The sequence below is a fragment of the Mesorhizobium quangtriensis genome, assembly GCF_040081925.1.
In the GTDB taxonomy this organism is placed as follows: Bacteria; Pseudomonadota; Alphaproteobacteria; order Rhizobiales; family Rhizobiaceae; genus Mesorhizobium_K; species Mesorhizobium_K quangtriensis.
Map to the genome: position 1 here is coordinate 309825 of NZ_JBEBMF010000004.1, position 25689 is coordinate 335513.

General features: G+C 63.9%; 24 protein-coding genes. 7 read left to right on the forward strand and 17 right to left on the reverse strand.

Translation table 11 applies throughout. The features are described from left to right. Positions 1–99: 99 nt before the first annotated feature. Positions 100–1023 carry a LysR family transcriptional regulator gene (locus ABMA32_RS21050; RefSeq protein ID WP_349015760.1) on the forward strand — a complete coding sequence of 308 codons (924 nt, stop codon included), beginning with the start codon at positions 100–102 and terminating at the stop codon, positions 1021–1023. 114 nt (positions 1024–1137) lie between these two features. Beyond that, positions 1138–1626, forward strand: a complete 489-nt coding sequence (gene dps / locus ABMA32_RS21055) for a DNA starvation/stationary phase protection protein Dps (protein ID WP_349015761.1) — start codon at positions 1138–1140, stop codon at positions 1624–1626. Between the two features lie 18 nt (positions 1627–1644). Here dps and xdhC read toward each other — a convergent pair whose 3' ends face one another. Genes xdhC through uraH form a run of 4 tightly spaced genes read right to left on the reverse strand, consistent with a single transcriptional unit; the run spans position 1645 to position 6714 of the window. Then, positions 1645–2490, reverse strand: a complete 846-nt coding sequence (gene xdhC, locus ABMA32_RS21060; RefSeq protein WP_349015762.1) for a xanthine dehydrogenase accessory protein XdhC — start codon at positions 2488–2490, stop codon at positions 1645–1647. A 9-nt stretch (positions 2491–2499) separates the two neighbouring features. Then, positions 2500–4866 carry a xanthine dehydrogenase molybdopterin binding subunit gene (gene xdhB, locus ABMA32_RS21065; protein WP_349015763.1) on the reverse strand — a complete coding sequence of 789 codons (2367 nt, stop codon included), beginning with the start codon at positions 4864–4866 and terminating at the stop codon, positions 2500–2502. Continuing rightward, a complete protein-coding gene (gene xdhA, locus ABMA32_RS21070) occupies positions 4866–6347 on the reverse strand; it encodes a xanthine dehydrogenase small subunit (protein WP_349015764.1) in 1482 nt (493 codons plus the stop codon). Before xdhA ends, xdhB begins: the two co-directional genes overlap by 1 nt. Position 6348: 1 nt before the next feature. Next, positions 6349–6714 (reverse strand): hydroxyisourate hydrolase, encoded by a 366-nt coding sequence (uraH, locus tag ABMA32_RS21075; RefSeq protein ID WP_349015765.1) that lies wholly within the window; start codon positions 6712–6714, stop codon positions 6349–6351. A 176-nt stretch (positions 6715–6890) separates the two neighbouring features. Between uraH and puuE the strand changes: the two genes are divergently transcribed. The 4 genes from puuE to ABMA32_RS21095 are packed head-to-tail and all read left to right on the forward strand — an operon-like array spanning position 6891 to position 10257. After that, positions 6891–8324, forward strand: coding sequence for an allantoinase PuuE (gene puuE, locus ABMA32_RS21080; protein ID WP_349015974.1), 1434 nt, complete (start codon positions 6891–6893; stop codon positions 8322–8324). Positions 8325–8333: 9 nt separating this feature from the next. Next, complete coding sequence (locus ABMA32_RS21085) at positions 8334–9167, forward strand: bifunctional allantoicase/(S)-ureidoglycine aminohydrolase (protein WP_349015766.1); 834 nt, start codon at positions 8334–8336, stop codon at positions 9165–9167. Then, positions 9164–9658 (forward strand): ureidoglycolate lyase, encoded by a 495-nt coding sequence (locus ABMA32_RS21090; RefSeq protein ID WP_349015767.1) that lies wholly within the window; start codon positions 9164–9166, stop codon positions 9656–9658. The genes ABMA32_RS21085 and ABMA32_RS21090 overlap by 4 nt, the downstream gene beginning before the upstream one ends. Further along, a complete protein-coding gene (locus ABMA32_RS21095; RefSeq protein WP_349015768.1) occupies positions 9655–10257 on the forward strand; it encodes a nucleoside deaminase in 603 nt (200 codons plus the stop codon). Before ABMA32_RS21090 ends, ABMA32_RS21095 begins: the two co-directional genes overlap by 4 nt. Here ABMA32_RS21095 and ABMA32_RS21100 read toward each other — a convergent pair. The 7 genes from ABMA32_RS21100 to bcoG all read right to left on the reverse strand — a co-directional run bounded on the left by ABMA32_RS21100 (position 10254) and on the right by bcoG (position 18489). Further along, positions 10254–11837 carry an MFS transporter gene (locus ABMA32_RS21100; protein WP_349015769.1) on the reverse strand — a complete coding sequence of 528 codons (1584 nt, stop codon included), beginning with the start codon at positions 11835–11837 and terminating at the stop codon, positions 10254–10256. The genes ABMA32_RS21095 and ABMA32_RS21100 overlap by 4 nt on opposite strands. Positions 11838–12006: 169 nt before the next feature. Further along, complete coding sequence (locus ABMA32_RS21105) at positions 12007–12789, reverse strand: carnitinyl-CoA dehydratase (RefSeq protein WP_349015770.1); 783 nt, start codon at positions 12787–12789, stop codon at positions 12007–12009. A 1-nt stretch (position 12790) separates the two neighbouring features. Beyond that, on the reverse strand, positions 12791–13132 hold the full coding sequence (locus ABMA32_RS24340) for a DUF7683 domain-containing protein (RefSeq protein ID WP_425475571.1): 342 nt from the start codon (positions 13130–13132) through the stop codon (positions 12791–12793). Then, the gene (locus ABMA32_RS21110) at positions 13129–15255 is read right to left on the reverse strand and encodes an acetate--CoA ligase family protein (RefSeq protein ID WP_349015771.1); all 2127 of its coding nucleotides are present in this window, start codon (positions 15253–15255) and stop codon (positions 13129–13131) included. The genes ABMA32_RS24340 and ABMA32_RS21110 overlap by 4 nt, the downstream gene beginning before the upstream one ends. After that, positions 15252–16415 (reverse strand): acyl-CoA dehydrogenase family protein, encoded by a 1164-nt coding sequence (locus ABMA32_RS21115; RefSeq protein ID WP_349015772.1) that lies wholly within the window; start codon positions 16413–16415, stop codon positions 15252–15254. The genes ABMA32_RS21110 and ABMA32_RS21115 overlap by 4 nt, the downstream gene beginning before the upstream one ends. Positions 16416–16420: 5 nt before the next feature. After that, complete coding sequence (locus tag ABMA32_RS21120; RefSeq protein ID WP_349015773.1) at positions 16421–17557, reverse strand: carnitine 3-dehydrogenase; 1137 nt, start codon at positions 17555–17557, stop codon at positions 16421–16423. 14 nt (positions 17558–17571) lie between these two features. Further along, on the reverse strand, positions 17572–18489 hold the full coding sequence (gene bcoG, locus ABMA32_RS21125; RefSeq protein WP_349015774.1) for a 3-dehydrocarnitine:acetyl-CoA trimethylamine transferase BcoG: 918 nt from the start codon (positions 18487–18489) through the stop codon (positions 17572–17574). 70 nt (positions 18490–18559) lie between these two features. Here bcoG and ABMA32_RS21130 point away from each other — a divergent pair, with 70 nt between their 5' ends. Then, complete coding sequence (locus ABMA32_RS21130) at positions 18560–19546, forward strand: GlxA family transcriptional regulator (RefSeq protein ID WP_349015775.1); 987 nt, start codon at positions 18560–18562, stop codon at positions 19544–19546. Positions 19547–19549: 3 nt separating this feature from the next. On the opposite strand, the gene ABMA32_RS21135 is transcribed toward ABMA32_RS21130, so the two are convergent. The 6 genes from ABMA32_RS21135 to ABMA32_RS21160 all read right to left on the reverse strand — a co-directional run bounded on the left by ABMA32_RS21135 (position 19550) and on the right by ABMA32_RS21160 (position 25664). Next, entirely contained in the window at positions 19550–19786 is a 237-nt protein-coding gene (locus ABMA32_RS21135; RefSeq protein WP_349015776.1) for a hypothetical protein, read from the reverse strand. Between the two features lie 147 nt (positions 19787–19933). Further along, the gene (gene xylA, locus ABMA32_RS21140) at positions 19934–21244 is read right to left on the reverse strand and encodes a xylose isomerase (protein WP_349015777.1); all 1311 of its coding nucleotides are present in this window, start codon (positions 21242–21244) and stop codon (positions 19934–19936) included. Next, on the reverse strand, positions 21244–22695 hold the full coding sequence (gene xylB, locus ABMA32_RS21145) for a xylulokinase (RefSeq protein WP_349015778.1): 1452 nt from the start codon (positions 22693–22695) through the stop codon (positions 21244–21246). The genes xylA and xylB overlap by 1 nt, the downstream gene beginning before the upstream one ends. A 171-nt stretch (positions 22696–22866) precedes the next feature. Beyond that, positions 22867–24192, reverse strand: a complete 1326-nt coding sequence (locus tag ABMA32_RS21150) for a tetratricopeptide repeat protein (RefSeq protein ID WP_349015779.1) — start codon at positions 24190–24192, stop codon at positions 22867–22869. Between the two features lie 44 nt (positions 24193–24236). Continuing rightward, complete coding sequence (locus ABMA32_RS21155) at positions 24237–24860, reverse strand: LysE family translocator (protein WP_349015780.1); 624 nt, start codon at positions 24858–24860, stop codon at positions 24237–24239. A 69-nt stretch (positions 24861–24929) separates the two neighbouring features. Further along, positions 24930–25664, reverse strand: coding sequence for an MBL fold metallo-hydrolase (locus tag ABMA32_RS21160; RefSeq protein ID WP_349015781.1), 735 nt, complete (start codon positions 25662–25664; stop codon positions 24930–24932). Between the last annotated feature and the right edge of the window lie 25 nt (positions 25665–25689).

The following is a 25689-nucleotide window of genomic DNA, read 5'->3' on the forward strand; positions in this document are numbered from 1 at the left end:
TTTAAGGGCTCTGCTCCAAACGGAAAGAGGTGAGATAGCCGATGACTTTCAAAAAAAAATCGAAAATACTGAGAACTCCCTCGAATTTCCGAAGGTAGCATGGCCTATCTCGACAACATCGCCGTTTTCGTCCGCGTCGTCGAACTGGGAAATCTCTCGGCCGCCGGCCGCGACATGCGCATTTCGCCCGCCGTCGCGTCCAACCGCATCAAGGAACTGGAAAAGCATCTCGGCGTCCGGCTGTTCAACCGCACGACTCGCCAGTTGATGCCGACCGAGCACGGCACGGTCTTCTACGCCGGTGCCAAGCAGATTCTCGAGGCCATCACCGAGGCCGAGGCCGCCGTCAGCGCGCTGTCTGGGCAGCCGCGCGGCACCATCCGCGTCACGGCGCCGCTCGGCCTCGGTCGCCGCCTGATCGCCTCCGGCATACCGGAGTTCCGCGACCGCTATCCCGATATCGAAGTGCGGTTGCGCCTGTCGGACCACCATGTCGACATCATGAAGGAAGGCATCGATGTCGCGTTCCGGCTCGGCGTTCTCGAGGATTCGAGCCTGACGATGCGCAGCATCATGGAGTGCGAGCGCGTACTCGTCGCCGCGCCCGCCTATCTGCAGGCGCGCGGCGAGCCTGTCGAACCCCGCGACCTCCTAGCGAAGAAACACGACTGCCTCATGCTTCGCTATCCCGGTATCCGCGAGCATTTCTGGGCCCTCAAGACTCCGGCAGGGTTGGTGAAGGTCGAGGTCAGCGGGCCCTTCGATTCAGATGACGGCGATGTTCTGACAGGCTGGGCGCTGTCCGGGCGCGGCATCATCAACAAGCCGCGTTTCGAGGTCGAGCCCTTCATCCGTGACCGGCGGCTGAAGGTGATCATGCCGGACGCTCCGCCGACGCCGGTTCAACTCGCCGCCGTCTACCCGCATCGCAAGCTGCAGGATCCGAAAGTGCGCCTGCTGCTCGATTTCATGGCCGAACGGTGCCAGCGTCTGATCAGGGACGTTCTTGCCGGTAAGTGGTAGCTCGCCGCAGGCTTCATCGGGCTGCGATATTTGCGGGCTAAAATCCGGACTTGCCTTATATTAGGCAGGCAAGGCGGACATGGTCCGCGCAAAAGTCATTATCTGGAGAGTCTCATGGCCGGCATTCCCACCAAGAACAACCTGAAATCCAACACGAAGACCGCGTCGATCGAACTGCTTAACGCGCGCCTGGCCGATGCGATCGACCTGGCCCTCATCACCAAGCAGGCGCACTGGAACATCAAGGGCCCGCAGTTCATCGCCATCCACGAGATGCTCGACGGCTTCCGCGCCGACCTGGACGGCCATGTCGATACCATGGCCGAGCGCGCGGTGCAGCTCGGCGGAACCGCTCTCGGCACATCGCAGGTCGTGGTCAAGGAGACGGCGCTGAAAGCCTATCCGACCGACATCCACAAGACCAAGGACCATCTCGCGGCCCTGATCGACCGTTATGCAGCCGTGGCGAACTCCATCCGCAAGGCGATCGACGAGTCGGACGAGGCCGGCGATGCCGGCACCGCCGACATCTTCACCGCCTTCTCGCGTTCGCTCGACAAGTCCCTCTGGTTCTTGGAAGCCCATACCCAGGAAAGGGAATAGTACCGACGCGAGAACCGGTCAGCGCACCGATGCGCTGGCCGTCGCTCGCTGGAAAGCCGCAAGCGCCGTCATCACCTCGGCGGCGGCAAGTGCGGCAATCACAGCCGGGCGTTTGTCCTTCACGGCATCGCCACCGATCGGCGAGACCAGGCGCGCGAATTGCGCCTCGCTCCCACCAGCCGATTTCACGAACCAGGTTCTGAACGTCGCCTTCTTGGTCTTCGACCCGATCATGCCGACATAGGCCGCGTCATCCCGCTTCAGTGCCTCCGCAACGATCAGGAAATCCAGGGCGTGGTCGTGTGTCAGGACGATAAACGCGGCGCCGGCGGGTGCGCCTCGCACGATATCCTCGGGCACAGCCGTCAACATCGTTTCCACGCACAACGGCATCCCCTCAAGCGCCTCGGCGCGCGTCTCAACGATCATCGTTCTCATTGGCAGAAGCGACAATGCGCCTGCCAGCGCTTGTCCGACATGACCGCCGCCGAAAACATAGATATGCGGCATCGCGGCAGCCTCGGTCTCAGCCGCCTTCAGCAGTTCCGTTTTTATGGCGTCGGTCACAAGCCGTATCGCTATCTCCACCCGCCCGCCGCAACATTGCCCGATCTCGGGCCCCAGCGGAATGTCGAGGATGATCCGGTCATCGCGCAGCCTCCCGGCCAGCATCTGCCTCGCCTTATCGATGGCCATGTATTCGAGCTGACCGCCACCAATCGTGCCGTGCATCGCAGATGCCGAAACCAGCATGAAGGTTCCGGTCTCGCGCGGTACCGACCCTCGGGTGCGCACGACCTCGGCGATTGCGATCGTGTCATCCACAGCCAGAAAGGCGTTGAGGCTTTCGTCGCGCGAACTCATCGTCCGCTCCTATGCCCCTACGGCCGAACCCGCCGCCTTCAGCCGCTCGATCGCCATCAGCACTTTTTCCGGCGTCGCCGGCGCGTCGAGGCGCGGGCATATCCTGTGGCCGGCGACACTCGCCACCGCGTCGGACAGCGCATGCAGCACGGAAATCGCCAGCGGCAGCGGCGGCTCGCCGACCGCCTTGGAGCGATGGATGGTCGGCTCGTAGGCCTCGGACCATTTCGTCAAGGCGACGTTGAAGATCTTCGGCCGGTCGGATGCCAGAGGTATCTTGTAGGTCGACGGTGCATGCGTGCGCAGCCGGCCCTTGTCATCCCAGACCAGCTCTTCCGTGGTCAGCCAGCCCACGCCCTGGACAAACCCGCCCTCGATCTGCCCGAGATCGATCGCCGGATTGAGCGACCGGCCGACGTCATGCAGGATGTCGGTGCGCTCCACGACATATTCGCCGGTCAACGTATCGACCGACACCTCGGAGCATGCCGCGCCATAGGCGTAATAGTAGAAGGCGTGTCCCTGCCCCTTGGACCGATCCCAATGAATCTTGGGCGTCTTGTAGTGGCCCGCAGCGGACAACTGCACACGAGCGACAAAGGCCTGCCTGGCCAGTTCGTTGAACGCGATCTCCTGATTGCCGACGCGCACCCGGTTGGGCAGAAACACGATCTGGTCGCGCGGCACCTGATAGCGCTCGGCCGCAAAATCGATCAGCCTGTCCTTGATCTGCCGCGCCGCGTTCTGCGCCGCCATGCCGTTGAGGTCCGCGCCCGACGACGCCGCCGTCGGTGCCGTGTTCGGCACCTTGTCAGTAGTGGTCGCCGTGATGCGCACACGATCGAGATCGATCTGGAACTCCTCGGCCACCACCTGCGCCACCTTGAGATGCAGCCCCTGCCCCATCTCGGTCCCGCCGTGGTTCATGTGCACGGAGCCGTCGGAATAGACATGCACCAGCGCGCCGGCCTGGTTGGATTCCGTCTTGGTGAAAGAGATGCCGAACTTCACCGGCGTCAGCGCCAGCCCGCGCTTCACATATTTGCTGTTGGTGTTGAAGGCGGCGATCTGCCGACGGCGACGTGCATAATCCGAGCTTTCCTCGAGCTCTGCGACGATGCGCTGGATGATGCAGTCCTCCACCTTCTGGTGGTAGGGCGTGACGTTGCGCGTCCCCTCGACACCCATGGCGTCATAGAAATTCAGCTTTCGGATTTCGAGCGGGTCCTTGCCTACGGCGAAGGCAATCTCCTCTATCACGCGCTCCGCGCCAACCATCCCCTGCGGCCCGCCAAACCCGCGAAACGCCGTGTTGGATACCGTGTTGGTGCGAAAAAGCGCCGACCCTGCATGCACGTGCGGGAAGAAATAGGCGTTGTCGCAATGGAACAGCGCGCGATCCCCCACCGGTCCCGACAGGTCGGCCGAAAAGCCGGCGCGCAGCGCGAACATGTAATCGACGCCAAGGATGCGACCTTCCTCGTCGAAGCCGACATCGTAGTCGATGACGAAATCGTGCCGCTTTCCCGTCGCGACCATGTCCTCGTCGCGGTCGAGCCTGATCTTGACGGCGCGGCCGAGCTTCTTGGCGGCGATAGCCGCGAGCGCGGCGCACTGGTTGGCCTGCGTCTCCTTACCGCCGAAGCCGCCGCCCATGCGCCTCACCTCGATCGTCACCGCGCTTGAAGGAACGCCCAGCGCATGCGCGACCATATGCTGCGTCTCGGTCGGCCCCTGTGTCGAGCAATGCACCGTCACCTCGGTATCCTCGCCGGGAATGGCCAGCGACACCTGACCCTCGAGATAGAAATGGTCCTGCCCACCGAGCCGCATGCGGGCTGTCACGCGCTTAGGCGCAGCGGCGATGGCCGTCGCGGCATCGCCGCGCGTCAGCGCCAGCGCGGGAAAAACCTGCCCGTCTGTCTTGGGATCGAGCGGCCAGATGTCGAGGGTCGCAGGCAGTTCCTCATACGTGATCTTCGCCAGTCGAGCCGCGCGCCGCGCCTGATCCCGCGTCTGTGCTATCACGCAGAAAATGGGCTGGCCGTGGAACATGACCTTGCCCTCGGCGAGAACCGGGTCGTCATGCATGCCCGAAGGCGAAATGTCGTTCTCGCCGGGCACATCGGCCGCCGTCAGCACCGTCACCACGCCCGACGCAGCACGAACCGCCGACAAGTCGATCGATCTGATGACGCCATGCGCGACCGTCGACAAGCCAAGCCCCGCATGCAGTGTGCCGGCGGGCTCCGGAATGTCGTCGATATAAACGGCGGTGCCGGCGACATGCTTATGCGCGGAATCGTGGCGCTGGTCGGCGTGGACGCCGCCCTTGATGCTGGCCGCCTTGATGTCCGGCACGGTATGTTTGTTCATCACGCCGCCTCCTGCCGGGAAACCGTGATGGGGGCCTTCGTGCCTGTCGTTTCCAGATAGAAACGCATCAGCAGGTTCTTTGCCACAAGTGAACGATAGCCCGCCGTCGCCCGCATGTCCGTCAGCGGCGTGAAATCCATGTCGTATGCAGGAAGCGCAGCTTGGACGTTCGCTTCCGTCCATGGCTTTCCAAGCAATGCCGCCTCGACGGCAACCGCTCGCTTCGGCGTCGCCGCCATGCCGCCATAGGCGATGCGGATCGCTTTTACGGTTCCGTCCTTCGCCAGCGTCAGGTGGAATGCGCCCAGCGTAGCGGTGATGTCCTCCTCCCGCCGTTTGCTGATCTTGTGAATGGCGAAGTGCGTTCCCTTCACCGGCACCGGAACATGCACGGCCTCGACGAATTCGCCATGCTTCCTGTCCTGCTTGCCATACGCGATGAAGAAGCTTTCCAGCGGGATCGTCCGGCGCTTCTTTCCACGGCGAAGTGTCAGCGTCGCGCCGAGCGCAATCAGCGGCGGCGGCGTGTCGCCGATCGGCGAGCCGTTGGCAACGTTGCCGCCGATCGTGCCCATGTTGCGCACCTGCTCGCCGCCGATACGGTCGATCAGCCTGCCAAGCGCCGGTATCCGCTTTGCCAGCAGCGAGAACGCTTCCGAATAGGTCACGCCCGCACCAATGCTGATGACGCCCTTATCCGTGGAAATGGTTCGCAATTCCTCGATGCCGCCGATGAACACCGCTGGAGATATATCGCGCATCTGCTTCGTCACCCACAGCCCGACATCGGTCGAGCCCGCGACGACCGTTGCGGTCGGCTCCTTCTCCAGCAGGGCAGCGAAATCATCGACCGAGGCCGGCACGATCAGCCGCCGATGGCCCCCGCCGATAACGACACGCGCGCCGTCGCGCATTGCGGCCAGCGCCTTCGTGACGCGCTTGCGTTCCGCCGCCAGCGGGTCCTTCGCAGCCTGCCCATAGGTGGAGATGGCGCGCGCCGCCCGCACGATCGCCTCGTAGCCGGTGCAGCGGCAGAGGTTGCCCTGCAGCGCCTTCTCGATCGCCACAACGGAAGGATCGGGCGAACGCATCCACAGCGCATAAAGCGACATGACGAAGCCCGGCGTGCAGAAGCCGCATTGCGAGCCATGGAAATCGACCAGCGCCTGCTGCACGGGATGCAACTGTCCACCCTCGCCGCGCAGATGCTCGACGGTCACGACATGGCACCCGTCGAGCGAACCCATGAAGCGGATGCAGGCATTGACGCTCTCGTAGACGAGCTTCCCGCCAGCAAGCTTGCCGACCAGCACCGTGCACGCGCCGCAATCGCCTTCCGCGCAGCCTTCCTTGGTGCCGCGCAGCGACCGGCGCAGCCTGAGATAGTCAAGCAGCGTTTCGTCCGGGCCGACATCGGCGAGCGCGACCGTCTCGCCGTTGAGCAGGAAGCGCAGTTCCGAGCGGACCTTCACTTTGGCCATCTCAACTGCCCCGATAGGTGGAATAGCCGTACGGCGAGAGCAGCAGCGGCACGTGATAGTGCGTCTCCTCCGCCATGCCGAACCGGATCGGAATCTGGTCGAGGAACGGCGTCTCCGGAAGCTTCACGCCGGAAGCCCGCAAATAATCGCCGGCGAAAAAAATCAGCTCGTAGGCGCCGGTCTGGAAGTCCTTGCCCGCGAGCAACGGCGCGTCGCAGCGGCCGTCATCATTCGTGACGACCTCCTTAACCTTGCGATGTGAATTGCCGCTGACGCGATAGAGCGCGATCTTCAGCCCCGCCGCCGGCAGGCCGGTCGCCGTATCGAGAACGTGGGTCGTCAGGCTGCCGCTTTCGGCTTTCGCCATCGGCGCCTCCTTCCTGCGAGGATAAACGTATGGTTTTCCGACATTAAAGGCCATGCTATCCCAACGGTGAAGCGAAAGGCCACAAAAAGACTTTCAATTTTTTTCGGGGGAATGCCCCCGACATCCTTTGACTATCCTGAAAGTAACGCGGAAAGCCGCTTCGGCCCGGAGGAATGGTGCGCTACGTCAGAGACATGCGCGGTTACGGCCGCAATCCGCCCGATCCGAAATGGCCTGGCCAAGCCTTTGTGGCGGTGCAGTTCGTCGTCAACTACGAGGAAGGCGGCGAGAACAACGTCCTGCATGGCGACGCGGCGTCGGAGGCGTTCCTGTCCGAGATCGTCGGCGCGGCCCCGTGGCCGGGCATGCGCCACTGGAACATGGAATCGATCTACGAATACGGTTCCCGCGCCGGTTTCTGGCGGCTCCACCGCATGTTCACCGAGGCCGATGTCCCTGTCACCTGCTACGGCGTGGCGACCGCGCTCGCCCGCTCGCCCGACCAGGTCGCGGCGATGCAGGAAGCCGGCTGGGAGATCGCCAGCCACGGGCTGAAATGGATCGACTACCGCGACTATTCTCCCGATGAGGAACGCCGCCACATGGCCGAGGCGATCACGCTGCACCGCGAGGTCACCGGCGAACGGCCGACGGGCTGGTACACGGGCCGCACCTCGGTCAACACCGTCGCGCTGGCGGCCGCCGAAGGCGGCTTCGAATATGTTTCGGACACCTATGACGACGAACTGCCCTACTGGCTGGACCATGACGGCCACGGAAACACCATCCCGCCGCAGCTCATCATCCCCTACACGCTCGACGCCAACGACATGCGTTTCGCGACACCGCAGGGCTTCAATTCCGGCGACCAGTTCTTCGCTTACCTGAAGGACAGCTTCGACACGCTCTACGCCGAAGGCAAGGCAGGCAGGCCGCGAATGATGAACATCGGCCTGCACTGCCGGCTGGTCGGCCGTCCCGGACGCGCCGCGTCGCTGAAGCGGTTCATCGACTATGTGAAGAGCCATGATCGCGTCTGGCTGGCGCGCCGCATCGACATCGCGCAGCACTGGAAGGAAACGCACCCCTTCCGGCTGCCGGCGGTCTGCCCGTCGAAGATGGACCGCGATGCGTTTGTCGGGCTGTTTGGTGGCATTTTCGAGCATTCGCCCTGGATCGCCGAACGCGCCTATGAGCTTGAACTCGGCCCGGCGCACAATTCCGCGGGCGGCCTCCACAATGCGCTCTGCCGCGTCTTTCGTTCCGCCACCGACAAGGAGAGGCTCGGCGTTCTCAACGCCCACCCCGACCTGGCCGGCAAGCTGGCCGCCGCCAAACGGCTCACGCCGGAATCGGAAAAGGAACAGGCGTCCGCCGGTCTCGACGCACTGACCGACGCCGAACGCGAACTGTTCTCGAAACTTAACGCAGCCTATGTCTCTACCTTCGGCTTCCCCTTCATCATCGCGGTCAAAGGCAAGACCAAGGACGAGATACTCGCCGCCTTCGAAACCCGCATCGGCAACGATCGCGCCACCGAATTCGACACCGCATGCAGGCAGGTCGAGCGCATCGCTCTTCTGCGCCTGCGAGAAATCCTGCCGGAATAGAGGAGTTCGATGGCTGGCCCGCAATATGTCGCCCCGAGAGGCGGCCACCCGCCGCAGACCGATCTTCTGACCGGTCGCGCCGTCTTCACCGAAGCCTATGCCTTCATCCCGAAAGGGGTGATGCAGGACATCGTCACGTCCTACCTGCCTTGCTGGGACAAGACCCGCGCCTGGATCATCGCGCGCCCGCTCTCCGGCTTCACCGAGACCTTCTCGCAATACATCATGGAGGTGGAGCCCGGCGGCGGCAGCGCTCGCCCCGAACCGGAAGCAGGTGCCGAGGGCGTGCTTTTCGTCATGGAGGGCGAGGTCACGGTAAAGCTCGGCAAGAAGAGCCAGCGCCTCCTCAAGGGCGGCTACGCCTACCTCCCGCCATCAAGCGGCTGGACGCTCGTCAACAAGGGCAGGGTCCCTGCGCGATTCCACTGGATCCGCAAACTCTACGAACGCGTCGAAGGCATCGACGTGCCCGAGCCCATCTTCCGCAACGAGCAGGACGTCGTGCCGCTCTCCATGCCCGGCACAGCCGGCCGCTGGGCGACGACGCGCTTCGTCGATCCCGAAGACCTGCGCCACGACATGCACGTCAACATCGTCACCTTCGAGCCGGGCGGGCTGATCCCGTTTGCCGAGACGCATGTCATGGAGCACGGGCTCTATGTCCTGGAGGGCAAGGGCGTCTACCGTCTCAATCAGGATTGGGTCGAGGTCGAGGCCGGCGACTTCATGTGGCTGCGCGCCTTCTGCCCGCAGGCATGTTACGCTGGCGGCCCCGGTCGCTTCCGCTACCTGCTCTATAAGGACGTGAACCGCCACGCCAAGCTTGGTGGTTTTGGCAGGTGACGCGCATCATCACCGCCCGTCGCCTTACCCGCGAAAACTTCGCGCCCTTCGGCGACGTGCTCGACACCGCCGGCGACGGTCACTACCCGATCAACGCAGGCAAGTGCGAGCGCTACCACGCGCTTGCGAGGCCGGAAGCAGCCGGCCCCGGCGGGCATGTCCTGATCTCGATCTTCAAGGCAACGCCCTACGCCTTTCCCCTGAAGCTCACCATGGTCGAGCGCCACCCGCTCGGCAGTCAGGCCTTCATGCCACTGTCACCTCGCCCGTTTCTCGTCGTCGTCTGCCCTGACGACAATGGCGTGCCCGGCGAACCCCACGCCTTCCTCACCGAGCCCGGCCAGGGCGTGAACTATCCGCGCAACCTCTGGCACGGCGTCCTGACGCCGATCGGCGAGCCTCAGGATTTTCTGGTTGTCGATCGCGGCGGCGCGGGCAACAATCTCCAGGAATTCTTCTTCCCCGAACCCTACGAGATCGCCCTGCCGTGACCCAAACGACCGACATCTCGCTGATCGACCGGCTGCTCGACGTGATCGAGCAGGACATCGTGCCGAAGACGGCCGAGGGCGTCGCCAAGGGCAACAAGCTGTTCGGCGCGGCGATCCTGCGCAAGAATGATCGCTCGCTCGTCATCGCCGAAACCAACAACGAGATGGAAAATCCGCTCTGGCACGGCGAGGTCCACTGCCTGAAGCGCTTCTACGAAATGCCGAAGGCCGAGCGTGTCGACACGAGGGACGCGCTCTTCCTCGCCACCCACGAGCCCTGCTCGCTCTGCCTCTCGGCAATCACCTGGACCGGCTTCGACAACTTCTACTACCTCTTCAGCCACGAGGATTCGCGCGACAGCTTCGCCATCCCGCACGACCTCAAGATTCTGAAGGAGGTCTTCACGCTGGAGCCAGGCGGCTACAACGCCGAAAACGCCTACTGGAAAAGCCGCTCGATCCGCAAACTCGTCCGCGAACTGCCCGAGCAAGAGCGCGCACGACTCGAAGCACGTATTGACGCCTTCGCCGCCACCTACGACCGCCTTTCATCGACCTACCAGTCGGGCAAGTCGGACAACGACATCCCGTTGAACTAGGCTGCCTCGACTACGCATTCCTTGTCGTCGCATTCCTGTCCGGCGTTCGGCTTGATGCGGCCAAGAACCAGCAAGGCGACCAGTCCGGCGAGCAGGGAAACCACTGCGCACACCAGTGTCACCACCTGAAACGCATTTGCGTAGCTCTCCCGCGCCCCGGCAAGCAGCAACTCGCCTGCTGTGCCGCCCGCCCGCTCTGCCTCAGCAACCGCACCGCCGATCGTTTCGCGTGCGATTGTCATCGCTTCATCACTGAAACCGCTGCCTCCGTCAAACAGGGCCATGCCGCTCGCATAGAGGGCCGTCACGATGCTGCCGAGCACGGCAATGCCGAGCGCGCCGCCAAATTCGGAACTGGTTTCGGCAAGACCGGCCGCACCGCCCGCGCGTTCCGGCGGCGCACTTCCTATGATGAGATCGGTCGATAGCGTGAAGATAGGCGCCAGCCCGAACGACATCAGGATATACGCCGAGATCAGCAGATGAAGCGATGCCATCGAAGCCGCCTGCGCCATGATCAGGAAGCTGATGGCGGTGACCGCGTAGCCTCCGGCCATGACATAGGCAGGCCGCATGCTGCCCAGCAGTTTTGGTGCCAGCAGCGATCCGACGATGAAGCCTATCGACGAGGGCGCGCTCCACAGACCGGCCTCAAGCGGAGATAGGCCGAGCACGAGTTGCAGGTACTGCGCGGTCAGCAGGAAGATGCCGAACGCGGCGAAGAAGCCGAGGACATTGATGCCGAGAGACGCTGAAAACGTGATGGACGAGAAGAGGCGAAGGTCGATCAACGGTTCTGCAAGCCGGCTTTGCCGTCGCACGAAAACCACGCCGATCGCCAATCCGGCCAGCATCGCCAGCACCGCCCTCGCGTCGAAGGCCTGAGACGCCGCATGTTTGATGCCGTAGATCAATGCCAAAACCGCGGCCAGAGAGAGCACGGCGCTCGTCAGGTCGATCCGTCCTGCATTCTCGTCCTTGTATTCCGGCAGCAGGATGGGCGCCACGATCAGCAGCACCACCATGACCGGTACGGCGATCAGGAACACCGAGCCCCACCAGAACCATGTCAGCAGGATGCCGCCGATAACGGGGCCGATTGCCCCGCCGGCGGAGAAGCTGGATATCCAGACGCCGATGGCGAAGGTGCGCTCCTTCGGATCTGGAAACATGTTGGAGATCAGGGAGAGCGTCGATGGCGCCAGCGTCGCCGCCGACAGTCCGAGGATAGCGCGCGCCACGATCAGCATTTCCGCGCTCGTCGAGAAGGCCGCAAGGATCGACGCGAGGCCGAACGCAAAAGCGCCGATCATCAAAAGCTTCCGCCGGCCGATACGGTCACCGAGGGTTCCCATCGTGATCAGCATGCCGGCGATCATGAAGCCGTATATGTCCACGATCCACAGAAGCTGGGTGGCGCTTGGATTGAGGTCGGCGGTTATCGCCGGCACGGCCAGGTTCAGCACCGTCAGGTCCATGGAATAGAGCAGACAGGGCAGCGCGATCACGCCAAGCCCGACCCATTCGCGGCGTGTCGCCTTGCGCGGAATGCTCCCACCGCTTGCTGCAGACTGATCCATGGCTCACTCCTGTCTTCGCATAGGACGAACCAGCACCGGCAAAGCCGACACTCAGGCCCTCGACACGTCAGATCGCGTTTTTGGCGCGATCCTGCAACGTATCGGCGAGATCGTTGGCGGATCGTCCTGACAGCCTTCCGTCAGGAGTGCGATTTAGCCGTCCTAGGGGTCAGCGACCCTTCCAGACCGGATCGCGCTTCTCCGCGAAAGCCTTGAAGCCTTCCAGATTGTCTTCCGAGCCATAAAGCACGTCCACCGTCGGTAACTGACGCTTGGTGACGCGGTTCATGATCTCCTGGAACTTCACGCCTTCCGCCTCGCGCGCTGTTTCCTTGATCGCGGCGAACACCAGCGGCGGTCCCGACGCCAGCAGCCGCGCAATCTCCCAGACGCGATCCTCCAGCTTTTCCTTCGGCAGCACCTCGTTGACGAGGCCCCAGCGATGCGCCTCGGCGACGTCCATCCAGCGGCCGGTCAAGAGCAGGTCCATGGCGACGTGATAGGGAATGCGCTTCGGCAGCTTGATGGTAGCAGCGTCAGCCAGCGTTCCGGCGCGGATTTCCGGCAGCGCGAAGCTCGAATGGTCCGACGCGTAGATGAGGTCGCAGGAGAGCGCCAGCTCGAAGCCGCCGCCCACCGCCATGCCATTGACGCACGCGATGACTGGCTTGTTCATGTCGCGCAGTTCCTGCAGGCCGGCAAAGCCGCCGACGCCATAGTCGCCGTCCACCGCGTCGCCGCCCGCCGCCGCCTTCAGGTCCCAACCGGCGCAGAAGAACTTGTCGCCGGCCGTCTTGACGATGGCGACACGCAACTCCGGATCGTCGCGAAACGCCTTGAACGTCTCGCCCATCAGTCGCGAGGTCTTCAGGTCGATGGCATTCGCCTTCGGCCGGTCGAGCGTGACTTCGAAGACGCCGCCCTTGCGGCGCGTGGTGATCACGTCGGTCATTTTAGCGGTTAACCTCACTATAGTTGAGGGCGCTCGCCCCGATGAAATAGGTATATCGACGGTGATCGAGCTTTTGGCCCGTCAGCGCTTCAATCTGTCTGCGATGTTTCCCGGTAACAGGCCAAACTCCCCCGACCATCGGGTCGCTCGGGGGCCTACGGAACAATCGCTTGAGCACCTTGACGTCAAAGTGCTCCAGTATGACCTCAGCCACCAAGCTCTCGTTCGTCTTGTCAAAGACTTCCAAGGACCAGACAAGACGGTAAGGCGGACAAGTAACACGGTCGATGGCTCCTTCCGGCAGATCGCTCTCGCGGTAGCCTGAAGGTGGTGGATAGATCATGACCTTTGCACCAGCAAAGCATCCGCCACCCAGGCGCCCTTGCCCTCGCCGCAGACGATCAGCGGATTGACGTCGAGTTCCGCAAGCGCGTCGCGGTTGGCGAGCGCAAACTCGGAAATCTTCAGGACCGCCTCAATTGCGGCAGCGAGATCGGCTTTCGGCCGTCCCCGGAAGCCGTCGAGCAGCGGGAAAAGCTTCAGCCCGCGCAGCGCCGTTTCCACATCGTCGCGAGACGCCGGCAGAAGCAGCGTCGCGCTGTCCTTCAGCAATTCCACCAGCACGCCACCCGTGCCAACGGTCATCACCGGCCCGAACAGCGGATCACGTGTGATACCAACAATGAGTTCGGCAACGCCGCCTTCCACCATACGCTCGACATACAGCCCATCGCCCAATATGACGAGTTGCTCCGCAACCCCTCGCACCGATGCCTCGTCGCGCAGGTTGAGCTTCACCGCGCCGGCTTCCGACTTGTGCGCCACACCGAGCGCCTTCAACGCCACCGGATAGCCGAGCTCGTTCGCTGCGGCGACGGCCTCTACCACACTTGCCGAGCGCCGCCCCGCCGGTACGGATAGTCTTGCATCTGCAAGCATTGCTTTTGCAGCGGCTTCATCGATCGCGCCGGGGAGCATGATCTCCCCCCTCGTGGCGGAGATGGCCGGCAGGCCAGAGGGGGGCGCGACACCCACAGCCCTCGCCGTTGGCCGCCTCCAAGCCTCCCCCACAAACGCCGCGGCCGCCGCGGCATCCATCGCCTCGGCAATTCCCAAAATCGGCACGATGCCACGCCGAAGCAATTCCTCGCCATGTCCCTCAGGAATGTTCTCGCCCATCGAGGTGACGACCGCGCCCTTGGCGTCGTTTGCCTTCACGGCCGCCTCGAAGGCGTTGATCGTCCACCACCAGTCGGCATCGGAGCAGCGGTCGGTGCGCGGGAAATCCAGCACCAGCATGTTCAGCCCGAAGCCGCCGGAGACCATCGCCGAGAACGTCGCCGTCATCGCCGGTTCGTTGGCCCAGATATAGGTGTTGTAGTCGAGCGGATTGGCCACCGCGACGAGCGGCCCCAAAGTCTCCTGAACGCGCGCGCGGTGCTCTTCAGTCAATCCGGGGAAAGACACCGGCCGCCCCTCCGCAGTATCGGCCATCACCGACGCCTCGCCACCCGAACAGCTCATCGAGGACAGCGTATAGCTGTCCAGCGCGCCGACGCCGTGGAAGAGTTTCAGCGTCTCGAGGAATGCTGGGATCGTGTCGACGCGCGGAATGCCAAGCCGCTTCAGGAACGCGTCCGACGCCGAATCCGACCCGGCGAGCGAGGCCGTATGAGACACCGTCGCCGCCCGCGCCTGCTCCGAGCGCCCGACCTTCATTGCCACAATCGGCTTCTTCAATTCTCGCGCCCGCGCCGCCAGCCGCTCGAAACCTTCTGCCTTGTCGAAGCCCTCGATATGCAGGCCGAGGCACGACACGCGCGTATCCTCGATCAACCCGAGCGCCATCTCGGAAAGTCCGGTCTGCGCCTGGTTGCCGGCCGTCATCATGTAGGCGAGCGGCAGGCCGCGCGTCTGCATGGTCAGGTTGCAGGCTATGTTGGACGACTGCGCAATGATCGCCGCCCCCGTCTCGCCGTCCTTCAGCCGCCGACCGCCATGCTGGTCCGGCCAAAGAAGCGCACCGTCGGCATAGTTGATGAGGCCGTAGCAGTTCGGCCCGATGACGGCCATGTCGCCGGCGGCTTCCACCAGCGCCTGCTGCAGGCGCTCACCGTCGGCATCGTAGCTTCCCGTCTCGCGAAAACCGGCAGCGAAGCAGATCGCCCCGCCCGCACCGAGGTCGCGCAGCTCGCGCACGATGTCGATGGTCAGGTTGCGGTTGACGCCGATGAAGGTCGCATCCGGCGCAGCCGGCAGGTCTGCCAGCGAGCGATACGCCTTCACGCCTTCGATGGAATCCTTCGATGGATGCACCGGCCAGACGCCGCCGGCAAAACCCATCTTCAGGCACTGCTTCACGACGTTGGGCGCAAAGAAGCCACCGCCGACGACGGCGATCGACTTCGGCCGCAGCAAACGATCCAGCCTGCCGGCGCGAACCGCCGGTGTGGGAGTTTCACTCATCCGCCAACTGCCCTGAGCAGCGCGCGCGAAATGATGTGACGCTGGATTTCGCTCGTCCCTTCCCAGATGCGCTCCACACGCGCGTCGCGCCAGATGCGCTCCAGCGGCAGGTCGTCCATCAGGCCCATGCCGCCATGAATCTGGATCGCCTCGTCGGCGACGAAGGCCAGCATCTCCGTGGCCTTCAGTTTGGCCATCGCCATGTCCTGGTCGGTCACCGTGCCCTGGTCGTATTTCCAGCCGGCCTCGAGGATCATCAGCTCGGCTGCCTTCAGTTCGGTCGCCATGTCGGCAAGCTTGAACGACACACCCTGGAACTTGCCGATCTGCTGGCCGAACTGCTCGCGCTGTGCAGCATAGTCGATGGCATGGCCGAGCGCGCGTTCCGCTCGCCCGAGACACGTCGCACCGACCTGCAGCCGCGTCGCACCGAGCCAGCTGTTCGCCACCTCGAAACCCTTGTGCACCTCGCCGAGGACCTGGCTCGAAGGCAGCCGGCAATTGTCGAACTCCAGCACCGAGTTCGTGTAGCCGCGATGCGAGACGTTGCGATAGCCATCGCGCACGGTGAAGCCCGGCGTACCCTTGTCGACGAAGAACGCCGTGATCTTCTTGCGCTTGCCACGCGGCGAATCTTCCTCGCCCGACGCCATGAAAACGATCGCGAAATCCGCGATGTCGGCGTGAGAGATGAAATGCTTGGTGCCGTTCAGCACCCAGTCGTCGCCGTCCTGCACCGCGCTCGCCTTCATGCCGCGCAGGTCAGAACCAGCGCCCGGCTCGGTCATGGCGAGGCAATCGGATTTCTCGCCGCGAATGCAGGGGAACAGGTACTTCTCGCGCTGCTTGGGAGTGCCCGCAAGCAGGATGTTCGAAGGACGCGCCACGCAGGTCCAGTGCAGCGCATAGTTGGCGCGGCCAAGTTCCTTCTCGTAGAGCAGCCACGTCACCGTATCGAGCCCCGCGCCGCCGACATCGGCTGGCATGTTGGCGGCATACAGCCCCGCCTCGATCGCCTTCGCCTTCAGTTCCTCGATCAAGGCAGGCCGCAGCACGCCGGTGCGCTCCACCTCCTGCTCATGCGGGTAAAGCTCGTTCTCGACGAACGCACGCGTCGTCTCGACGATCAGCTTCTGTTCTTCCGACAGGCCGAAATCCATCGCGGTCAGCCCTTCTTCTTTCCGGCTTTCTTGGCCGGCTTCGCAGCGGACTTCTTCGCCGCCACCTTCTTCACCGGCTTCTCCGCCTTGGCCTTGGTCGCGGACTTCGCTGCCTTGCTCTTCAGCGCCGGCTTCGCCTTCTTCGAAGCCAGCTTGGAGAGCTGCTTCGTATAGTCGTTGTAAAGCTCGCCGGCGCCCCAGCCCTTGCCCTTGTTCTGGCGGCTCAGCGCTTCCATGATCGCGACCAGATTGTCGTCGCGGATTTTTTCCAGCTCGCGGATCGACCATTTGTCCGACTGCTCGTCGGATTGCGTGGCGATGAGGTCGACCAGCTCGTCGTTGAACTCCGGCACGTCCATCAGCTTCGTCCACGGCCACTTCAGGCAGGGCCCGAACTGCGCCATGAAATGGCGCATGCCGGCCTCGCCGCCCGCCACGCGATAGACCTGGAACATGCCCATCTGCGCCCAGCGGATGCCGAACGAGTAACGCATGATGTCATCAAGCTCTTCCACGGAGCAGATGCCGTCCTTCACGAGCCAGAGCGCCTCGCGCCATGCGGCCTCCAACAGGCGGTCGCCAACGAACGCCTCGATCTCCTTGCGGATCACAACCGGCTTCATGCCGATGGAAGCATAGATTTCCTTGGCGACCTCGATGGCCTCCGGAAACGTCTGCTCGCCGCCGACGATCTCGACCAGCGGCAGCAGATAGACCGGGTTGAACGGATGGCCGACCACCAGCCGCTCGGGATGTTTCTTCATCGCCACCTGCATGTCGGTCGGCTTGATGCCCGAGGTCGACGAGCCAACGATCGAGTTGGCCGGCGCGTGCGTGTCAATCTCCGCCAGCACCTTGTGCTTCAGGTCGAGCCTTTCCGGCACACTCTCCTGGATGAAGTCGGCATCCTTCACCGCTTCCGCGATCGTCTTGGCGAAGGTCAGCTTGCCTTCCTTCGGCAACCCTTCCGGCAGCATCTTCTTGTAGGCGCGGCGCGCACCCTTCATCACCTCGCCCACCTTGCGCGAGGCCTCCGGGTCCGGATCGTAGATCGCGACATCAATGCCGTTGAGCAACAGCCGGGCAACCCAGCCTGCCCCGATCACACCGCCGCCGATCGCGGCCGCCTTTGCGATGGTCATCTTCCGTCTCCCGGTCAGGCGGCCAGCGGCGCGCGCTTGGTGAGGTTCAGTTTCTTGCGCACTTCATCCGGCCCGATGACCCTCGCGCCGAGGTTCTCGACGATCGTCACTGCGCGCTCCACCAGCTGCGCGTTGGTGGCAAGAACACCCTTGTCGAGCCACAGATTGTCTTCCAGACCGACGCGCACATTGCCGCCAGCCAGCACCGCGGCAGCGGCATAGGCCATCTGGTTGCGGCCAAGCGAAAAGGCCGAGAACGTCCATTCCTGTGGCACGTTGTTCACCATCGCCATGAAGGTGTTGAGGTCGTCCGGCGCGCCCCACGGCACGCCCATGCAAAGCTGCACCAGCGCATCGCGCTTCAGCACGCCTTCCTCGACAAGCTGCTTGGCGAACCAGAGGTGCCCGGTATCGAACGCCTCGATCTCCGGCTTCACGCCCATCTCGGTCATCATGCCGCCCATGGCGCGCAGCATGCCGGGCGTGTTCGTCATCACATAGTCGGCTTCGTTGAAGTTCATCGTGCCGCAGTCGAGCGTGCAGATTTCCGGCTGGCACTGGCGCACGTGCTCGACACGATCAGACGCGCCACCCATGTCGGTTCCCGGCGTCCTCAACGGCAGCGGGTTCTCGACATCGCCGAACACCATGTCGCCACCCATGCCGGCGGTGAGGTTGAGCACGACATCGACGTCGGCGTCGCGGATGCGCTCGGTCACCTCGCGGTAGAGCGAGACGTCGCGACGCGGCTTGCCGGTCTCGGGGTCGCGGACATGGCAATGCACGATCGCAGCGCCCGCCTTCGCTGCAGCGATCGCGGAGTCGGCGATCTGCTTTGGCGAGCGCGGCACGTGCGGGCTGCGGTCCTGCGTGCCACCCGATCCGGTGACGGCACAGGTGATGAAGACCTCGCGGTTCATGGCTAGCGGCATGTTTCTCTCCCTGAATGAGCGGAGTCTGACTCGCCTTGTCCGGCCATGCTTTTCGTTTTACGAAGGCGTCATGGCAAAAAGCGAAAAGCCCGATGTGTTTCGCGTCGAGCGCACAAAGCTCGACGTGACCGTGCTCGTCTTCTCCGGCGCCTCCATCATGTGCGTCGCTTCCACCATAGACCCGCTACGCGCCGCCAACCGCGTGTTGGGCGAAACCCTGTTCGACTTCCGTTTTGTCTCGGTCGGCGGCGAGCCGGCAATGACCACCTGCGGCCTGCCGGTGGCCGTCAGCGGCAAATTCGATCCAGCGCGGCAGACCGACATGATCGTCGTCGTCGCGGGCTTCGGCACGCAGGGCTACGCGACCGCGAGCTTCCTCCATGGCCTGCGCCGCGCGGCCCGTTCAGCGCGCGCCTGCGGTGGCGTGGAGGCCGGCACATGGTTGGTCGCCCGGGCCGGCCTGCTGGAAGGCCGCGCCGCCACCACCCACTGGGAGGACATGGAAGATTTCTCCGCCGCCTTCCCCGGTACCGACGTGCGGCCAGATCGCTATGTCATCGACGGCCCGGTCTTCACCTGCGGCGGCGCCTCACCGACCTTCGACCTGATGCTGCATCTCGTCCGCTCACGCCTCGGCATGGCGGTCGCGCTCGATGTGGCCAGCGTCTTCATCTACGACCAGTCACGCGCCGCCACGGACGCACAGCCGCTTGTGTCGCTTGGCCGGCTCGACGGCTACGATCCGCGCCTAGCACAAGCTATCCGCCTGATGGAGTCACATATCGACCAGCCGCTTTCGACCGCTGCCATCGCACGGCGCGCGGGCGTCACCGCGCGAACACTCGAAAGCATCTTTCGCAACTCGATTGGAGAAACTCCGGGAGCCTATTATCTGCGCCTGCGCCTGACCGCCGCCCGCAAGCTGGTTACCGACACACGAATCCCGATGGCCGACATCGCCGCCCGAACCGGCTTCTCGTCCGCTTCGTCCTTCTCGCGTGCCTTTGCCAAGGCTTCGGGCAAGGCGCCGACGGAACTCAGAAAATCCGTGACTTAGCGGTCAGGCGCTTTCACGGGTCTGTTCTTCGGATTCAAGGATCGAACGCATCGCATCCACCAACCGACGTTCCAGCCGGCGCGTCACGGCCGCATCCCATTCCGGGGGCGCGTCGCTTTTGCCTGGCAGCGGCATGGCCATCAGGCTGTCCACGATCGACGCCGATTCATGGACACGGTCGAGCAGTGCGCCGACCTGCGCGTCGAAAGCGTTCGGGGATATCGGGCGCTTCGTTTCCATGCCCGCGAACATAGCCGCGCTTCATGACGGCCAGAAGGCAGGCATGTGTCGGGCAGAAGACAAAACAGCCGCACCCTTTGCGAAGGATGCGGCTGTTGCGGAAAGGCATTTCGCCGTCAGGCAGGTCTGCTCGACTCGCCTGTTTCGTCAGACGTAGCGGTTGACCACGTTTTCCAGATATTCCTGCCGGCCCGACTTCGGCTGCGGCTCGATCTTCTTGGCGACCACGCGCTCGGCGATGTCCTCCAGCGAACGCTTGCCGGAAAGCATCGCTTTCGCTTCCGCCGACTTCCAGCCGGCATAGCGTTCTTCCAGCGGTCCTGTCAGCGCCTTGTCCTCGACCATCTTCGCCGCCGCCTTCAGGCCGCGTGCGCAGCAGTCCATCGCACCGATATGGCCGATCAGCAGGTCCTGCGGATCGATCGACTGGCGGCGGATCTTGGCGTCGAAGTTGGTGCCGCCCGTCTTGAACCCGCCGGCCTGCAGCACGTAGTAATAGGCCAGCGCCATTTCCGGCACGTTGTTCGGGAACTGGTCGGTGTCCCAGCCGGACTGGTAGTCGTTGCGGTTCATGTCGATCGAACCGAAGATGCCCAGCGACGAGGCCAGCGCCAGCTCGTGCTCGAACGAATGGCCTGCCAGGATCGCGTGACCCTGCTCGATGTTGACCTTGACCTCCTTCTCGAGGCCGAAATCCTTAAGGAAGCCGTACACGGTCGCGACGTCGTAATCGTACTGGTGCTTGGTCGGCTCCTGCGGCTTCGGCTCGATCAGGATGGTGCCCTTGAAGCCGATCTTCTTCTTGTAGTCGACGACCAGCGACAGGAAGCGGCCGGCCTGCTCGCGCTCGCGCTTCAGGTCGGTATTCAGCAGCGTCTCGTAGCCCTCGCGGCCCCCCCACAGCACATAGTTCTCGCCGCCGAGCTTCTTGGTCACGTCGATGCACTTCTTCACCGTCGCCGCGGCATAGGCGAACACATCCGGATCGGGGTTCGTCGCGGCGCCCGACATGAAGCGGCGGTTGGAGAACAGGTTGGCCGTGCCCCACAGCAGCTTGATGCCGGTCTGCTTCTGCTTCTTGGCGAAGATGTCGGCGATCTCGTCCAGGCGTCCGGCGCTCTCGGAGAACGTCTTGCCCTCTGGGCGCACGTCGGCATCGTGGAAGCAGTAATAGGGAACGCCAAGAAGGGAGAACATCTCGAAGGCCACATCGGCCTTCAGCTTGGCGCCTTCCATCGTGTCGTTGAACCACGGGCGGTCGAAGGTGCGGCCGCCGAAGGGATCGCCGCCTTCCCATGCAAAGGAATGCCAGTAGGCGATCGCGAAGCGCAGATGGTCTTCCATGCGCTTGCCGGCGACGACCTCGTCCTTGTTGTAGAAACGGTAGGCCAGCGGATTGTCGCTGTCCGGTCCCTCATATTTGACCTTCTTGACGTCGCCGAAAAAACCGGTGGGCATCACGATACTCCTCTGATCGCGGGATAAAGTGCGCGGTAGCGCTGATAGGCTTCTGAGAATGCGTGTGTCTGGGCTTTGTCCGGCTCGACCGTGCCTTCGGTTTCGGGCGCAGTGCAGACGGCGAGCGGATCGGCCTTCTCCGCAGCGATGAGGCCGAGGCGCGCCGCGCCGAACGCCGCGCCGAAATCGCCGTCGGCTGGAATATCGACCGGCATTTCCAGCGCCGTCGCCATCGCCTTCAGCCAGTAGCGCGAACGCGAACCGCCGCCGATTGCGGTGACCCGCGAAAGCTCCGTGCCTGCGGCGCGCAAAGCCTCCAGGCTGTCGCGGAAGGCGAAGGCGACGCCTTCGAGCACCGCCTGCGTCAGCACCACGCGATCCGATTCATGGCCAAGGCCGGTAAACGACCCGCGCATTACAGCGTCGTTGTGCGGTGTGCGCTCGCCTGAGAGGTACGGCAGGAAGGTGACACCCGTCGGCGCCTTCAGCGTGTCGCCGAGTTCCGCCGTTAGTTCGCCGGCACTTTTTCCGGTGACGCCCGACAGCCAGTTCAGCGAATCCGTTGCCGACAGGATGACGCCCATCTGGTGCCATGTATTCGGCAGCGCATGGCAGAATGTATGCACCGCGCTTTCGGGGTTGGGCAGATAGGAGCCGTTGGCAGCGAACAAGACGCCGGACGTACCGAGCGAGGCAAAGGCGTGACCCGGCTTCACCGTGCCCATGCCACAGGCCGACGCCGCGTTGTCGCCCGCGCCGCCCGCAACCGGGATGCCTGATTTCAGACCCCATCGGGACGCAAGCTCCGCGCGCAGTGTCCCGGCGGTGTCAGTGCCTTCGACCAGACGCGGCATCTGCTTTTCGGTCAGGTCGGTCGCAGCGAGCAACTCGCCGGACCAGCGGCGCTCGGCGACATCCAGCCACGACGTGCCGGCGGAATCGGACATTTCCGACATGTGCTCGCCGGTCAGCCACAGCCGCAGATAGTCCTTCGGCAGCAGCACCATCGCCACTTTGGCGAAGATCGCAGGCTCGTTATTCTTCACCCATGCCAGCTTCGGCGCGGTGAATCCGGGGAACACGATGTTGCCGGTGATCTTGCGGAACCGCGGATCGGCATCGAGCTTCGCTGCCTCCGCATGGCTGCGCGTATCGTTCCACATGATGCAGGGCCGCAGCACCTTGTCGGCAGCATCGAGCAGTGTCGCGCCATGCATGTGGCCGGACAGGCCGATGCCCCTCACGGCTGCGAGTTCTGCGCCGTGCTTCGCCTTCAGTTCATCCAGCGCCTTTTCCGTTGCCGCAATCCAGTCGGCCGGGTCCTGCTCGGACCAGCCGGGATGCGGCCGCGACAGTTCGACGGGGGCAGAAGCGGACGCGATGGCCGTCTGGTCGGAATCGATGAGCAGCGTCTTGACGCTCGACGTGCCGAGATCAATGCCGAGATACATGCTCTTCCTCCCGACCGTTTCGTCGGCCGTTATGCGGGAACGCCGGTATTCCGGCGTCGCGTTTCCTCGGGCGGAATCCTACAGCGCAAAATCAGCAAGCTTGCAACAGGCCGCAAGCCATTTTTTTCGCGTTTCGCAAAAAATCAGACAGAATGATAGATTTTGATGCCCCTAACCCGCTTGCATCGACGCCGCCCTGCGCATGAAGAGTTGCGACAGCGGGCTGTCCGGCCGCGCGGCTGCGCGTTCCGCCGACAGAGCCATCGCCAGATGCGCGTCGGCAGCCCTGAACGCCGCCTCGATCAGCGTCAGGTCGATCACGTCGCGCTGCGCATGGCTGCCGCCGAAGCGCTGGGCAATGCCGCGGATCGGCCTCAGCAACTCGACCGTCCGCGCATAATCACCTTCGCCGAAAGCGCTGATCGCCCGCGTCACCGGGCTGCCGACGTCACGCGTGAATCCGGCATTGTCGCCGCCGACCGCCATCGCCTGCTCCTGCGCTTCCAGCAGCAGTCGTGCCGGCTCGTTCAGCCCCGCGCCGACGAAGGCCATCATCGCGTGCATGTCGTTGAAGGCGTAGTTTCCATCGGTCGCCTTGTTAGCCCAGTTTTTGGCCAGCGCCTGCCAGCGATCGCCAACGTCGACGCCGCGCAGGTGCAGCCGCCAGAGCAGCGCCGAGGCATCCAGCATGTTTAGCGCCAGTGTCGAGGGCGTGCCGTAGATCGGCGCGTCGAACAGCGCCAGCGCCTGGTCCGTCTCGCCAAGGTCGTAGTGGAACAGCGCCAGGTGCCACCAGTTATGCACCTGCAGGAAGCTGTCGCCGGCCCAGTCGTCGGTATTGTGGCGCATCCAGGCGATGCCATCGCGCTGGCGGCATTGCATCTCCAGCACATGCGCCACCGCATGCTGTCCCCAGCCGTCGCGCGGCTCCAGTTCGACAGCGCGTTTGCCAAGGCTTTCAGCCTGCGCATAGTCGCCCATCTCCTCCAGCCCGAAGGCATGCATTCCGAGCGTGGAGTGATAACCGGCCATACCTTCCGACCAGGCCGGCAGGGCGCGCGCGATGCGGTCGCGCAGCATGCGCGAATTGCCGGTGAAGAAGTCGATCTGGTGTCCGGCGAGCAGGCCGAGCGCGTCGCGCGGTTCCTCGATCGTTAGGTCTTCCAGCACCCGTCCGGCCTCGTGCCAGCGCCCGTCCGCCAGATGGCCGAGCGCGGCGACATGCGCCTTTTCACGCGTGGTGGCCGGCAGCGCGAGCGCGGCCGCGTGGCAAGCCTGCACCACCGGCGTCGCCTCATGGTCGGTCGAAAGGCCAAAGAGATAGCCCTTCAGCACATGCGCCATGACGAAGCCCGGACTCTCCACGATCGCTGCGTCCACCGCAGCGACAGGATCGCCGATGTAGCACTGCAACTGGTGCAGAGCCTTTTCATACTGCGCTGCCCCGGCAGCATCCGCGCCGGACAGCGAAAGACCGAGATTATCCCTGACTGCCACGATGGCCTCCGAGCCCATTGCCCGAATTCAGTTACCCGCCAGATTCAGTTCCCCGAACGTATCGCCACTGTCGCCACGCCGGCACCCACCAGCAGCGAGCCGCCGGCGCGGTTGAAGATGCGGATGGCGCGCGGGTTGCGCACCATGTCGCGGGCCCGCGCAGCGACCAGAGCATAACCGAACGCATTGGCGAAGGCGAGCACGAGGAACGTCGCTTCGAAGATCAGCATCTGCGTCCAGAAATCGCCGTGGCGGTCAAGGAACTGCGGCAGGAACGCCACGAAGAAGGTGATGCTCTTCGGGTTCAGCGCCGTCACCAGCCAGGCATGCGCCATCATCTTTGCCGACGACGCGGCGTCCGTGCGCGGCTCGGCGCTCAGCGTGCCGCCGGACCGGAACAGCTTTATCCCGAGATAGATCAGGTATGCCGCGCCGATCCACTTCAGCACGGTGAACACGGTCGCCGAGGCCGCCAGCAGCGCACCAATGCCGAGCATGGAAAGCGTCATTGCCGTGAAGTCGCCGAGCGCCACGCCGATCGACATCGGCAGCGCGGTGCGCCAGCCCTGCCCCAGCGCGTAGGATACGACCAGCAGGATCGTCGGCCCCGGGATGATCAGCAGGATCGAGGAAGCGGCAACGAAGGCCAGCCAGGTTTCGAAGGTCATCTTGGTCTCTCCGGTAAAGGAGAGGATAAATCTCCCATGCACGTCGTTTGTAAAGCCCCTTGGCCGCGCTCAGGTGCGGTCCAGATAATCCCGTGCGATCTCCTTCAGCCGCTCTTCGCCGAACGGCTCGCCATGCCCGCCATAGACAACCCGTACCGGCAGGTCGATCAGCCGGCGCATCGTGGCGCGATACTGCTCCTTGTCCGAACACCACATTTCGTCCAGCAGCGTGTCGTCATAGACGGCGTCGCCCGAAAAGAGCACCCCGTCCTTCTCGTCGTAAAGCCCGATGCAGCCGAAGGAATGTCCCGGCAGGTGCAGCACGGTGAAGGTGCGGTCGCCAAGGTCGATCCTGTCACCCTCGTCGAGCACGCGCGTCAGGGGCGCAGGCGCGATTGCGTAGTCCTTCGCCCGCCAGCCTTCATGCGGAAGCCTCAAGACTGGCTCGTCCAGAGCACGGAACTCGTCGGCAAAGGTCCAGCGGTTTTCCATCGTCGCGAACGCGTCCGCCTCCCATTTCGGCCCGGCGCGATCCGCGAACTCGAACAGCGAGCCGACATGGTCGGCATGGATGTGGGTCGCGACCGCCAGAACCGGCTTGCCGGGAGTCAGGTCCAGCACGGGCGTCAAAGGCGCGAGCCCCATGCCGGCGTCAACGACGAGGTCGAGATCGCGGCCTTTGAGGTGATAGAAATTCGCCCTGAAGTAGTCGTTCAGGAACGGTTCGGTAAATGCGCTGAGGCGCACGTCGATCTGTGCCTTGGAAAACCATGGCGTGCCTGCTGGTATTGGCTGCGGCTGCATTCTTTTCTCCACGAGAAACGCGCAG